We start from the raw sequence: 13,119 nt of genomic DNA, 5'->3' as shown, positions 1-13,119 counted from the left end.
CGCTCAGGCTTATAAAGCAGGTTACCGAGTTAGTTTTGTTGGATGCTGAACTGGAAATTAATGAGTCTTGAAATACTGATGTTTCTTGAACACAAGATGGTAATCACCACACTACCCAGAAGATCTGCATTCCAGCCAGTTTGTTATTGATAGTGGCAAGCATTCGATCTTGATGGTGAAATTTAAGAAAAAAAGAACGTTAATATAGAAAAACTGTATGTTCTCGCGAATTGTCCATGCTATTCTGAAACGGTATCCCTGTAACCGACTTTTTTGTGAGGAAATAATGAACGAGTTTCTGAAAGTTCTGCTGAACATTCGCAGTCTGCGTGCGGCTATTCGTGAGCTGCCGTTTGAGCAACTGCTGGAAGCTAAAGAGAAGTTTGACCTGGTTTACCAAGAGCGCGCCGATTCTGTTGAACAGGAGCGTGCTGAACAGGAAGAGCGTCAGCGCAAGCTGAATGAATTCACCGAAATGCTGCAGCAGGCTGGTATTGATCCTCGCGAGCTACTGGCGACTGCCGCTGCTCCGGCTGCTGCGACTGGCGCTGCCAAGAGCAAGCGTGCTCCGCGTCCGGCTAAATACAAGTACGAAGAAGATGGCCAGGAAAAAACCTGGACCGGTCAAGGCCGTATGCCGAAAGCCATTGCTGCTCAAGTAGCACTGGGTAAAGACCTGAACGATTTCCTGATCTAATTCGTCAGGTTCAGAGATTGAATAATGCCGCCCTTGGGCGGCATTATTTTTTGCCGTTTTACTCGTGGTTATCCAATCCGCCACTTAACCCCACTGTTATCTACATCCTCGCTTGTATCCTTTTTACCGTCGTTTTACTTCATTGTTACTTTGCTCAATATCACTCGTTGTTTGCGATTAATTTTGTCGTGCAGGATTAACTGCGTGATATCGCTATTTGTATGCGTCGTGCAGATATGCGCTTCGGATATGTCTCTCATGGTTCACGGGGGGTCGCTTGGCAAGAGTCGAGCTCTCTGCTGATGGAATATCCGGTAACCGTTATCTCCGATCAGGGGGCTTTAGGTATAGAGAGAGCCGCAAGGTATGGCCGGGATATTCAGGGTCGCCGATGCATGTAATTGGCTGCGCTGCCATGACCGCTCCTGATAATGGGCAATGAAGTTCGGCTGCAGTGTGGGCGAGGGAATTCTGTGCGGTCTATGGCGATGGCATTCCCCACTCTGCCGGCAGAGTGGGGTATGGCCGGGAGAAGCGCTATCGGGGCGTCACGCTATCGCTGCCACCCAGGGCGCGATAGATTTTGGCAGTGGTGGTGAGCTGCTCTTTTTGCTGGGCCAGCAGGCTCTGCTGGGCATCCCACAGCCGGTTCTGCTCATCAAGCCAAGCCTGTACACCGGTCGCACCCGCCTGGAAGCGAGCCTTGGCCAGTCGTTCGGCCTCCCGGGCATAACTCAGTTGTTCCTGCAGATAATCGAGTCGCTGCTGGCCATAGTGGCGTGCGGCCAGATTGTCTTCCACCTCCACCAGTGCGGTGTAGAGCTGTTTGCGAAACTCGGTTTCAGCAATCTGGTAATCCAGCTCTGAGCTTTCGATGGCGAGCTGGGTGCGGTTGTATTCAAGGAAGGGGAGGGCGAGGCTGGCTCCCAGCGTACCGATCGGATTTTGCAGCACCTGCGCCAATCTATCGGATGCGGTGCTGGCACTGCCGGTCAGGGTCAGGCTGGGGTAGAAGCTGGTGCGGATCTCGTCCCCTTTAGCCAGCGTCTTGCGCAGCCGCAATTCGGCCGCTTTGACATCGGGGCGGCGAGCCAGCACATCGGCCGGAATACCCACCGCAAGTTCAGGAATGGTCTGCTTTGCAAGGGAAGCGGGTGCATACTCCAGCGGCCCGCTGCTGCGGCCCAGCAACAGACGCAGGGCATTGCGAGCCTGTTCCTGCTGCGCCTTGAGGGAGGCCAGCTCAGCCTGCTTGCCTGCCAGTTGCTGGCGTGCCTGCGCCAGATCGAGTCGGGTGATGGCGCCTGCCTGGTATTTGGTTTGGGTCAGCTGCTCGGTTCGCGTCAGGTTGGCCAGCTGCTGTTCTCCGAGTGCGATGGCAGAGCCGAGATAGCCGAGCTGCCAATACTGCTCCAGAGTATTGCCAATCAGCAGGAGTCGGGTGCTGGCGAGATCCTGCTCGCTTGCCGCCGCCTCCCAGCTTGCCTGATCTCGCACCGAGGCAAGCTTGCCCCACAAATCCACTTCGTAACTGAGGCTCAGCGAGGGGCCCAGACTGTTGGTGTCTTTGCCGGTTTTCAGATCCTTGTTGCCACTGGCTGCGATAGTGCCATTGACCGAGGGGGTGAGGTTGGTATCGGCCTGCTCGGCCCCCAGTCGGGCGCTTTTGAGCTTGAGGGCCGCCACACGCATGTCCGGGTTAGCGGCCAGAACCGCCTCGACCAATTTGTCGAGCTGGGGATCATGAAATTCCCGCCACCAGGGGCCAGCCTGCGTAGCCAGTTGGGTGCCCTCTGCCTGTTGCCATGTGGGGGCAATCGTCAGCTCGGGTCTTTGATAGGTGCTGTGCTGACTGCAGCCGCTGAGGGCCATGCAGAGAGCCAGCCAGGAGAGTTTGTGCATTGTTATTCCCTCGCCAGTGCGACAACAGGGTCGAGCCGCGCCGCATTGCGTGCCGGCAGGTAACCAAACAGGATCCCGATGAGTGACGAGCAGCCAAAGGCCATCAGGATGGAGAAGAGCGAGAACTGCATCTTGATGGAGTCCACCAGCAGTGAAAAGAGCGCGCCAATGCCGAGCGAGAGGCCGACGCCGAAGATCCCCCCCAGTAGGCTGACCATTACAGCTTCAATCAGAAATTGCTGCAGGATATCCGACTGGCGGGCGCCCACGGCCATACGAATGCCGATCTCGCGGGTGCGCTCCACCACCGACACCAGCATGATGTTCATCACGCCCACCCCGCCGACGATCAGCGAGATCACCGCGATGGCCGAGACCATCAGGGTCATGGTGGCGGTGGTTTTCTCTACCGATTTGATGATGCTGTCGCTGCTGAAGGTGAAGAAATCCTTCACCCCGTGGCGCTTGGTGATCAGCTCGATCACCGCCTGCTCGGCCAGTGCCGGTTGTACCCCGTCTTTGACCCGGATGGTGATCTGGCTGAAGTGGTGCTGCGAGATAAGGCGACTCATCACTGCGCTGTAGGGCAGCCAGATATTGACCGACTGGCTGGTGGGGCCGAAGCCGGTCTCCTGCGAAACCACACCGACAATCCGCACCGGCAAGGTGCCGACCAGTACCACCTTGCCGACCGGATCCTCCTTGCCAAGCAGGCTGGTGATGCTCTTTTTGTCCACCACGGCAACGGCGGCACGCTGCTGGATATCCTGCCACTCCAGTAAGCGACCACTGACCAGCGTCATCCCCTTTACCTTGAAATAGTCGTTACCGACCCCGGTCACGTTGCCGCTGTTGGTCTTGTTGCGATAGCGCAACTGGCCGGAGCTGCCGATCTCGGGGCTGGCGCCTGCAAGATAGGGTTGTCCCAGCAGGGCATCGAGATCCCCCTTATTGAGGGTCTGGATGCTGGCCATCTTCTCATCGCCCCATCCTTTACCCGGGAAGATTTCGATGGTGTTGGTGCCCATCGCATTGATCTGGTCGATCACCTTGGCGCGCGCCCCTTGACCAAGAGCGACCACGCTCACCACGGCGGCGATGCCGATGATGATGCCGAGCATGGTGAGGAAGGTGCGCATCCGGTGGGCGAGCATGGCATGTATCGCCATCCGTCCCGCTTCCCGATAACGATCCCAGTCGTGACCCATGGCGCCTTTAGTGGGCGTTATTTTTTGAGGGGCTACAGCGGTGGCTGGAGCCAACACGGCCGTTTGGCAGGGGGCGCTATCTTGTTCAATCCGACCATCTTTGAGAGTGATGATACGGTCGGCATGGCTGGCCACGTTCATATCGTGGGTGACCAGAATGATGGTGTGGCCTTGAGCGTGCAGCTCCTTGAGGATCGCCATCACCTCCTTGCCGCTCTGGCTATCCAGTGCGCCGGTCGGTTCATCGGCGAGGATTACTTCGCCGCCATTGGCCAGCGCCCGGGCGATACTGACCCGCTGCTGCTGACCGCCAGAGAGTTGGCCCGGGGTATGGTGGCTGCGATCGGCCAGACCCAGTCTGCCCAGCAGCTGACGCGCACGTGCCTGGCGATCCGGGCGACTGGTGCCGGCATAGACAGCCGGGATCTCCACGTTGGCGGCGGCATCGAGGTGGGGCAGCAGGTGGTAGCGCTGAAAGATAAAGCCGAAGTGGTGGCAGCGCAGCCGGGCCAGCGCCAACGCATCCATGGTGGCGGTGTCCTGACCGCGAAACAGGTACTGGCCGCCGCTCGGGCTATCCAGACAACCCAGCAGGTTCATCAGGGTCGACTTGCCAGAGCCGGACGCGCCGACAATGGCGATCATCTCTCCTGCCGTGATGGTGAGGTCAAGAGGGTGGAGCACGGTGACTTCGCTGTCGCCGCTCTGGTAGCGTCGCTCGACCCCTTTCAGCTGGATCAACGGCAGCTGGTTCAGGGGCTCACTCATAGCATCACCGCCATCTCATCATTGTCGGCGGGTGCACCGTGATTGAGCTGCACCTCCTCCTTCTCGCTTAGCCCGCTGATCACCTCAATGCGGATTTCATCCTTCATACCGGTCTTGATATGGCGGGTTTCGGTCGTTTCCTCTTCCTTGATCACGGTGACTTCATACTCGTTGTCACCCAGCGACTTGCCGAGGGCGGTTTGCGGCACAGTGAGCACCTGCTTGCGCTCACCGAGCACTATGGTCACCTGGGTGGTCATTGCCACCCGCAGGGTGTGGTCGGGGTTGGGCACATCGAACAGGGCATAGTAGTAGACGGCCGCATTGCTGGTAGTGGTACCGGTTGCAGCCTGATCGTTGATGTTAGTGGGCGCCAACTCCACAGCGCGAAGCGTACCCTGATAGCGGGTATCCGGATCGCCGATCAGGGTGAAGTAGACCGGCATGCCGGCTTTGACCTTGGTGACATCAGCTTCGGAGATCTGCGCCTTGACCGTCATAGTCTCGAGGTTGGCCAGCTTGAGCACGGTCGGCACCGTCTGGCTGGCAGCCAGGGTCTGGCCCTGACGGGTCACAATGCTGATGACGGTGCCATCCATCGGCGCCAGGATCTTGGTGTAGCCCAGCTCGGTCTTGGCCCGATCAACCTTGATCAGGGCGTTGTCGATATTGGCCTGGCTATTTTGCAGTTCGGCGCGGGTGACCGCCAGCAGGGCCTCGGCACTCTCCAGATCGGCCCGTGAGCTCGCCTCCTGCTTGAACATCTGCTGCTGGCGCCGCCAGGCGAGCTCGTTCTGTTTGAGTTGCGCCTGCTTGATCTTGAGCTGGGCGCGGTTGCTGGCAAGTTCAGCCTCGGCCGTCTTGAGGTTGTTCTGGGCAATCAGGGGATCGATCTCGGCCAGCAGGTCTCCCTGCTTGACCTGATCACCTGCCTCGACGGCCAGCTTGGTGACTTGACCGGAGACCTGAGCCCCCACATCCACCTGCTCCACGGCCTGCAGCACACCACTGGCCAGCACGGTCTGGGCAATATCCTCGCGGGTCACCTGAGCGGTCAGCATCGCCTTGGGTGGTTGACTGGGCCAGAGTAGCCAGCCGAGGAGCGCCACGGCGATCAGAATTGTGATGGCCAGGGCTCTCTGCTTGGGGGTTATGTTCATCGATCACCTGAATGGAAACGGAAAAGGTTGTGCGCGGCGATTATCCTGCAGCAAAGCACTGATAAATAACAGCCGCAAATATGTAAGCAAAGTTATGGCGTTAACTGTCAATAAGCCGTGAAATGAGTAAGCGAGAGACCGCAGTCGTGAGCAAGATGGTCAGCAAGAGGGTGGGGAGTGCGGCTGGCGGTGGCGATGAGAAAGCCCTGCGCAGAGGCAGGGCTTTGGAATAGGTAATGGCGAGTGAGGATCAGGCCTTGGCCAGCAGATCCATTACCCAGGGCAGACCCTGCTTCTTGCGGCTGACAAAGCCCGGGTGGTAGCTGGACTCTGCCGGTACTTTAGCGTGCTCGGTAAAGTAGATACGGCTGGCAGCCGCAGTCAGGTCAGTCACCATCAACACGAAGAAGTCGAGCCCTTCGCTCGCCACGCGCTGGGCCATCTCCTGCTGCAGGGCTGGCAGGTGCTCGGCCAGTTGCTGTTCGCTGCCCACTTCGATCTGGCTCATGATGAAGTTCAGACCTTCGGCCTGGAATGCTTTCTCATCCTGCTGCAGCAACTGCGCAGGAGTGAGGCCGCTCAGATCGGTTTTCGCCATCAGCAACTGTTGACCAAACTCGGCCAGCGATACCTCGGCCAGCGGTGCCAGACGCTCACAAGCGATCTTGTCCTGCTCGGTGGTGGTCGGCGAGGTGAGACAGAGGGTGTCGCTCATGATGGCACCCAGCATCAGGCGAGCCTGGCTGCGGGTCACAGTGCCTTGCTGGCTCAGCAGATCGAAGGCGATGGTGCAGGTGCAGCCGACGGCCCGGATCCATGCATCCAGCGGAGACTGGGTGACCAGAGTGCCGAGACGGTGGTGATCCACCAGGCCCAGTACATTGGCTTGTGCCAGTGTGGCAGGGCCCTGTTCCAGATCACTGAAATCCACCAGCCAGACATCTTCACCGGTCAGATCTTTGGTCAGCAACTCGGGTTCGCTGACGCCAGCCTGCTCCAGAATAAAACGGGTTTCAGTGCGCAGGTCACCCAGACGCCATGGGGTGGCCTGACGGCCCTGGCCATTGAGCCAGTCGGTGATAACCAGCGCACTGCAGATACTGTCGCTATCAGGATTCTTGTGACCAAAAACGTGGATCATAGACAAAGCCTCACAATTGGATACCCATAAAGGGGGGCAACACTATGCGAAATCCGCCACATGAAGGCAACTGGATCCACGCCCATGTTGCTGCCAGCTTCGCCTAACTCGCCATTTTATTGATCTGGGTCGGTAATCCTGACGCGAGTTCAGTTATCACAGTTGGCTATTGGCTATTGGCTATTGGCTATTACTGGCTGCGCAGGCCATAGCTCTCGCCTGTGCCTGCGCAGTCAGCATGTTCGGTCAGCGCTATCAGTCGCCATCGCTGCAAATTGGCTTTATCACCTGATTCATCGACGCAGCAGCTCGCGGGCATTGGCCAAGGTGTTGTCGGTGATCTGGTCGCCACCGAGCAGGCGTGCCAGCTCGTTGAGACGGGCGGTCTCATCAAGGGCACTCATTTGGGTTTCGGTGGTTTTGCCATCGGTATGCTTGCTCACCACCATATGCTGGTGGCCGTTGCCTGCCACCTGAGGCAAGTGAGTGACCACCATCACCTGAGTGGACTCGCCGAGCTGGCGCAGCAGGCGACCCACCACGGCGGCAGTCGGGCCGCTGATCCCCACATCCACTTCGTCGAAAATCAGGGTCGGGGTGGAGACCTTGCGGGCGCTGATCACCACGATGGCGAGACTGATGCGCGACAATTCGCCACCCGATGCAACCTTGCCAAGCGGCTGGATCGGTTGGCCCGGGTTGGTGGTGACCATGAACTCCACCCGATCTATACCTAGCGGAGAGAGGCTGCTCTGGGCATCGGGGCGCACCTCGATGGCAAAGCGGCCATCGGGCATCGCCAGTTCGTGCATGCTGCTGGTCACCTTGGCGCCCAGCTCCTGGGCGTAACGCTGACGGCTCTGGCTCAGGGCTTCGGCGGCCTGGACAAACGCCTGACGGGCCTCGGCCAGCTCATCTTCCATCCCCTCTAACCGCTCTTCGTCAGAGTTGAGGCGGGCGAGATCCGAGGCAAGCTCCTGATGGTGTTGGGCCAGATCCGCCGGTTTGACGTGGTGCTTGCGGGCCAGATTGATCGCCTTGGAGAGGCGGGCCTCCAGCTCGTTGAAACGTTCGGGATCCAGCTCCAGCCGATCGAGGTAGCTGCGAAGTTCGCTGTGGCTCTCCTGCACCCCGATCAGCGCTTCGTTCAGCATCTCCAGTACCGGGGTGAGGCGGCTGTCCATGCTGACCAGCCCCTCGGCCCGATCGACGGCCGATTGCAGCAGCCCTGCGATAGTGGTCTCTTCGTTGTCATAGAGCAGATCGAGGCAAGCCCCGCACTCTTGCATCAGCTCTGTGCCGTTGGCCAGACGCTGGTGCTCCTCCTCTATCTCTTCGAACTCCCCTGGTTGCAGGGCAAATTCGTCCAGCTCCTGCACCTGGTACTCGATCAGCTGGCGGCGGGCCTCCCGCTGTTGCTGCTCGGCCTTGAGCCGGTTCAGCTCGTTTTGCAGTTGGCGCCACTGCTGATAGTGCTGGCGCACCTCGTCGAGCAGCAGATGGTGACCGGCATAACCGTCGAGCAGAGCGAGCTGGTAATCGGGTTTGAGCAGCATCTGGTGGGCATGTTGACCGTGCACGTTGACCAGCAGCTGGCCCAGATTCTTGAGCTGGGTAAGAGGGACGGGCACGCCGTTGATATAGCTGCGGGAGCGACCCTCGGCGGAGATGACTCGCCGCACGATACACTCACCTTCGTTTTCCAGTTCGTTGGTGGCGAGCCAGGCGCGGGCGGCCGGGTTGTTGTCCAGCAGGAAGCGGGCGCTGACCTCGCTTTTATCGCTATCGGGTCGCACCATGCCCGCTTCGGCCCGTTCTCCGAGGCAGAGACCGAGAGCGTCGATGGCGATGGATTTACCGGCACCGGTCTCACCTGTGATGCAGGTCATGCCCGGTTGCAGATCGAGTTCGAGAAACTTGACGATGGCGAAGTTGTTGACGGTCAGCTGGGTCAGCATGGTCTCATCCTGTATAGGTCAACATTACTGTGTATGCATCCAGTATATACTGGTCTTATATACAGTAAAGAGGGCGCCGCCATTTTTAACAAAGGAAAGCCGCGCCAGTGCGCTATGGCTATGAGAATACGGGACTGACTATTGGTACGCAGTACGGATATGAAGTGCAGGGGGCGTTGCCACGACAGAAAACAGAGAAAGGCGCCAATTCAGGCGCCCTCTCTGGCAATGCCGTTGTCGGTCAAAGCTGATTAGAACAGCTTGCTGCCCCAGCCGAGCTTGTTGCGCAGCACGTGGAAGTAGCTGTAGTCGAGGGGATGCACCAGATGAAGCTGGTGGTGGCTCTTCTTGATGAGGATCTCGTCCCCCGGGTGGACCGCCAGGGTCACCTGACCGTCACAGCTGACCTGCATGGCATCGTCCTGATTGTCCGGTGAGACCAACAACCGTACTTCGCTGTCGGCATCGAGCACGATGGGGCGACTGCTCAGGGTGTGCGGGAACATGGGCACCAGCGTAATGGCGTTGAGCTTGGGGGTGAGGATGGCGCCACCTGCCGATAGCGAGTAGGCGGTGGAGCCCGTCGGGGTGGCCACTATGATGCCGTCCGAGCGCTGGCTATACATAAAGCTGCCATCGATATAGACCTCGAACTCGATCATATGGGCGATCTTGCCCGGGTGCAGTACTGCTTCATTCACCGCCAGATTGCTCGACTTGCGCTCGCCGTGGCGATAGACCGAGGCCTCCAGCAGGAAGCGGTGTTCGCTCTTGTAGTGGCCGGAGAGCACCTGCTCCAGTGGCAGCAGGTAATCCTGCGGCGAGAGATCTGTCAGAAAGCCGAGGTTGCCCCGGTTGACCCCGATCACTGCTACATCGAAGCGTGACAGCACCCGCGCCGCCCCCAGCATGTTGCCGTCGCCGCCGACCACGATGGCGAGATCGGCCTGCTGGCCCAGTTGCACCAGATCCATCACGTTTTCATCGAGGATGCTCAGGGTCTGGGCAACCCGGCTCTCCACCAGAACCCGAAAGCCGCGGGCGGTCAGGTATTGATGCAGGCCGGTCAGCGTCTGGTTGGCCCCCTCATGGTGGGGTTTGCCAATCAGGGCGATGGTTTTGAACGGAGAATCCATAGTCAGTCAGATCTGGGATGGGTATTGCGGGCCAGTATACAGTGCTTTGCTCCGCTTGTGACGCTCTCCCGTGTGACGGGGCTGGCTATCCCCTTGAGGCTAATGGTTAAACGGTGAGCGGCAACCCGGATAAACCGATGGTTGCGGCTATTCAGCAACTCTGATTGTCCTTTACCCCTTGAAAGCCGGGGATGCATCCCCATAATAGCGCCAACATAGTCGGTCTGTTGTCGTCCGGTCGCTCAACCAGACGTCAGGGCCCTCATAAGTAACCCCGGAATTGGAGATGTCATGAACCACGAAGAGCAAAAGGTTGAAGCGATGGAGCAAGTGGAAGCCCAGCCAGTCGAGCCGACCGATGTAGACAGTGAAGTGACAGCCGAGCAGGCCCGTATTGCCGAACTGGAAGCGCAGCTGGAAACCGCCATCCAAAAAGCGGCGGAAGAGCGTGAACGCGCCCTGCGTACCGCCGCCGAGATGGAGAATCTGCGCCGTCGTACCGAGCTGGATGTGGAGAAGGCGCACAAATTCGCGCTGGAGAAGTTCGCCAATGAACTGCTGCCGGTGCTGGACAACCTGGAGCGTGCCATCGAACTGGCCGACAAGGAGAACGAAGCCCTCAAGCCGATGATCGAAGGTGTCGAGCTGACCCTGAAATCCATGCAGAGCGGCGTGGCCAAGTTTGGTCTGGTGGCGCTCGACCCGATCAACCAGCCGTTTGACCCCAACGCCCATCAGGCTATGAGCATGGTACCGAGTGCCGATGTGGCCCCGAACACCGTCATTGCAGTGATGCAGAAGGGCTATGACCTCAACGGTCGGGTGATCCGTCCTGCCATGGTGATGATCGCCAAAGCGGTCGACTGATTGGCTGTGGGTGCCCGAGCCCGCCCCGTGGCGGGCTTTTTGTTTCGCAGTGCAGCACCTGCTCATCTTGCCCGGTTTAACGGCTCAACGTGACCGCGCAACCATGACAAAGGGTGTGGTTTTTTAGGGTTGGGGCTTGAAGCTGCGTCTGGCGACCCCATATAGGTAGCAAGGCCGCGGCGGCACAAAAAATTTGATGCCGGGAGCTTGAAAGCCAGATTGGCAGCCCCCACCTAGCCGTTAACGCATTAAGGCGAGTTCCTCGCCAGTTTATTCAAAGTATTTGGAGATTCGTCAAATGGGTAAAATCATCGGTATTGACCTGGGTACTACCAACTCCTGCGTCGCTATTCTGGATGGCGACACTGCTCGCGTGATCGAGAACGCAGAAGGCGATCGTACTACTCCGTCCATCATTGCCTATGCCGATGATGGCGAGATCCTGGTTGGTCAGCCGGCCAAGCGTCAGGCCATCACCAACCCGAAAAACACCCTGTTCGCCATCAAGCGTCTGATCGGTCGTCGCTTTGAAGATGAAGAAGTGCAGCGTGACCTGAAAATCATGCCGTACGCCATCGCCAAAGCTGACAACGGTGACGCCTGGGTTGAAGTGAAGGGCAAGAAAATGGCACCGCCGCAGATCTCTGCCGAAGTGCTGAAAAAGATGAAGAAGACCGCTGAAGACTACCTGGGCGAGCCGGTAACCGAAGCCGTTATCACTGTTCCGGCCTACTTCAACGACGCCCAGCGTCAGGCTACCAAGGATGCCGGTCGCATCGCCGGTCTGGATGTAAAACGCATCATCAACGAACCGACTGCAGCAGCTTTCGCCTACGGCGTGAACAAGGTCAAGGGCGAGCGCAAGGTTGCCGTATATGACCTGGGTGGCGGTACTTTCGATATCTCCATCATCGAGATCGACGAAGTTGAAGGCGAAACCACCTTCGAAGTACTGGCGACCAACGGTAACACCCACCTGGGTGGTGAAGACTTCGACAACCGCGTCATCAACTATCTGGTAGACGAGTTCAAGCGTGAGCAGGGCATCGACCTGCGCAACGACCAGCTGGCTCTGCAGCGTCTGAAAGATGCCGCCGAGAAAGCCAAAATCGAGCTCTCTTCTGCCCAGCAGACCGACGTCAACCTGCCGTACATCACTGCAGATGCCACCGGTCCGAAGCACATGAACATCAAAGTGACCCGCGCCAAGCTGGAATCCCTGGTAGAAGACATGGTGAAGGACTCTCTGGAGCCGGTTCGTGTCGCCCTGAAAGACTCCGGTCTGGCAGTTGGCGAGATCGACGACGTGATTCTGGTTGGTGGTCAGACCCGTATGCCACTGGTTCAGAAGACCGTTGCCGAGTTCTTTGGCAAAGAGCCGCGTAAAGACGTCAACCCGGACGAAGCCGTGGCCATGGGGGCTGCCATCCAGGGCGCCGTACTGTCCGGTGACAAGACCGACGTACTGCTGCTGGACGTCACCCCGCTCTCCCTGGGTATCGAAACCATGGGTAGCGTGATGACTGCGTTGATCGAGAAGAACACCACCATTCCGACCAAGAAGTCCCAGGTGTTCTCCACTGCCGAAGACAACCAGTCTGCCGTGACCATTCACGTGCTGCAGGGTGAGCGCAAGCGCGCCAGCGACAACAAGTCTCTGGGCCAGTTCAACCTGGAAGGCATCCGTCCGGCACCGCGTGGTCTGCCGCAGATCGAAGTGACCTTCGACATCGATGCCAACGGTATCCTGCACGTCTCTGCGAAAGACAAAGAGACCAACAAAGAGCAGAAGATCACCATCCAGGCCTCCTCTGGTCTGTCTGATGACGAGATCGAGCGCATGGTACGCGAAGCCGAAGCCAACGCGGCCGAGGACAAGAAGTTTGAAGAGCTGGTACAGGCTCGCAACCAGGCTGATGGTCTGGTCCACTCCGTACGCAAGCAGATCACCGAAGCTGGTGAAGCCCTGCCTGCCGACGACAAGACCAAGATCGAAGCTGCTCTGAGCGAGCTGGAAGTTGCCATCAAGGGTGACGACAAGGCTGCTATCGAAGCCAAACAGCAGGCTCTGCTGGAAGCGTCCCAGAAGCTGATGGAAATTGCCCAGCAGCAGGCTCAGGCCCAGGGTGCAGCCGGTGCTGATGCCGGTCAGTCCTCCTCTTCTGCCAAGGCTGACGACGACGTAGTCGACGCCGAGTTCGAAGAAGTGAAAGACGACAAGAAGTAAGCCCTACCCAGATGGGCGAAGTCCGCTTCGCCCATCGGCTTGGTCAATGAATTCA

General features: G+C 58.5%; 9 protein-coding genes. 3 read left to right on the top strand and 6 right to left on the bottom strand.

Features of this window, described 5'->3' with window-relative positions:
- Window positions 1–286 precede the first annotated feature (286 nt).
- Window positions 287–697, top strand: coding sequence for an H-NS family histone-like protein (locus ACTG2O_RS18935; RefSeq protein ID WP_005344269.1), 411 nt, complete (start codon window positions 287–289; stop codon window positions 695–697).
- Between the two features lie 537 nt (window positions 698–1,234).
- Here ACTG2O_RS18935 and ACTG2O_RS18930 read toward each other — a convergent pair.
- The 6 genes from ACTG2O_RS18930 to nadK all read right to left on the bottom strand — a co-directional run bounded on the left by ACTG2O_RS18930 (window position 1,235) and on the right by nadK (window position 9,970).
- The gene (locus ACTG2O_RS18930) at window positions 1,235–2,599 is read right to left on the bottom strand and encodes an efflux transporter outer membrane subunit (protein WP_439976481.1); all 1,365 of its coding nucleotides are present in this window, start codon (window positions 2,597–2,599) and stop codon (window positions 1,235–1,237) included.
- A gap of 2 nt (window positions 2,600–2,601) precedes the next feature.
- A complete protein-coding gene (locus tag ACTG2O_RS18925) occupies window positions 2,602–4,575 on the bottom strand; it encodes a MacB family efflux pump subunit (protein WP_439976480.1) in 1,974 nt (657 codons plus the stop codon).
- On the bottom strand, window positions 4,572–5,735 hold the full coding sequence (gene macA, locus ACTG2O_RS18920) for a macrolide transporter subunit MacA (protein ID WP_058057366.1): 1,164 nt from the start codon (window positions 5,733–5,735) through the stop codon (window positions 4,572–4,574). The genes ACTG2O_RS18925 and macA overlap by 4 nt, the downstream gene beginning before the upstream one ends.
- A gap of 250 nt (window positions 5,736–5,985) precedes the next feature.
- A complete protein-coding gene (locus ACTG2O_RS18915) occupies window positions 5,986–6,876 on the bottom strand; it encodes a manganese-dependent inorganic pyrophosphatase (protein ID WP_040065992.1) in 891 nt (296 codons plus the stop codon).
- Window positions 6,877–7,169: 293 nt separating this feature from the next.
- On the bottom strand, window positions 7,170–8,834 hold the full coding sequence (gene recN / locus ACTG2O_RS18910; protein ID WP_439976479.1) for a DNA repair protein RecN: 1,665 nt from the start codon (window positions 8,832–8,834) through the stop codon (window positions 7,170–7,172).
- A 251-nt stretch (window positions 8,835–9,085) separates the two neighbouring features.
- Window positions 9,086–9,970 (bottom strand): NAD(+) kinase, encoded by an 885-nt coding sequence (gene nadK, locus ACTG2O_RS18905; RefSeq protein WP_005338038.1) that lies wholly within the window; start codon window positions 9,968–9,970, stop codon window positions 9,086–9,088.
- A gap of 291 nt (window positions 9,971–10,261) precedes the next feature.
- On the opposite strand from nadK, the gene grpE reads away from it, so the two are divergent.
- On the top strand, window positions 10,262–10,837 hold the full coding sequence (gene grpE, locus ACTG2O_RS18900) for a nucleotide exchange factor GrpE (protein WP_005338036.1): 576 nt from the start codon (window positions 10,262–10,264) through the stop codon (window positions 10,835–10,837).
- A 298-nt stretch (window positions 10,838–11,135) separates the two neighbouring features.
- Window positions 11,136–13,064, top strand: coding sequence for a molecular chaperone DnaK (dnaK, locus tag ACTG2O_RS18895; protein WP_042053028.1), 1,929 nt, complete (start codon window positions 11,136–11,138; stop codon window positions 13,062–13,064).
- Window positions 13,065–13,119 lie beyond the last annotated feature (55 nt).

Origin of the sequence: Aeromonas sp. 61P (assembly GCF_051919545.1) — a bacterium.
GTDB lineage: Bacteria > Pseudomonadota > Gammaproteobacteria > Enterobacterales > Aeromonadaceae > Aeromonas > Aeromonas veronii.
Note: the sequence above shows the minus strand (reverse complement) of the source record. Positions and strands in the feature narration are given on the sequence as shown.

Coding starts and splice junctions, on each gene's coding strand:
- nadK (WP_005338038.1), bottom strand. CDS start 9,970: ATGGATTCTCCGTTCAAAACCATCGCCCTGATTGGCAAACCCCACCAT.
- ACTG2O_RS18925 (WP_439976480.1), bottom strand. CDS start 4,575: ATGAGTGAGCCCCTGAACCAGCTGCCGTTGATCCAGCTGAAAGGGGTC.
- recN (WP_439976479.1), bottom strand. CDS start 8,834: ATGCTGACCCAGCTGACCGTCAACAACTTCGCCATCGTCAAGTTTCTC.
- ACTG2O_RS18915 (WP_040065992.1), bottom strand. CDS start 6,876: ATGATCCACGTTTTTGGTCACAAGAATCCTGATAGCGACAGTATCTGC.
- grpE (WP_005338036.1), top strand. CDS start 10,262: ATGAACCACGAAGAGCAAAAGGTTGAAGCGATGGAGCAAGTGGAAGCC.
- ACTG2O_RS18930 (WP_439976481.1), bottom strand. CDS start 2,599: ATGCACAAACTCTCCTGGCTGGCTCTCTGCATGGCCCTCAGCGGCTGC.
- macA (WP_058057366.1), bottom strand. CDS start 5,735: ATGAACATAACCCCCAAGCAGAGAGCCCTGGCCATCACAATTCTGATC.
- ACTG2O_RS18935 (WP_005344269.1), top strand. CDS start 287: ATGAACGAGTTTCTGAAAGTTCTGCTGAACATTCGCAGTCTGCGTGCG.
- dnaK (WP_042053028.1), top strand. CDS start 11,136: ATGGGTAAAATCATCGGTATTGACCTGGGTACTACCAACTCCTGCGTC.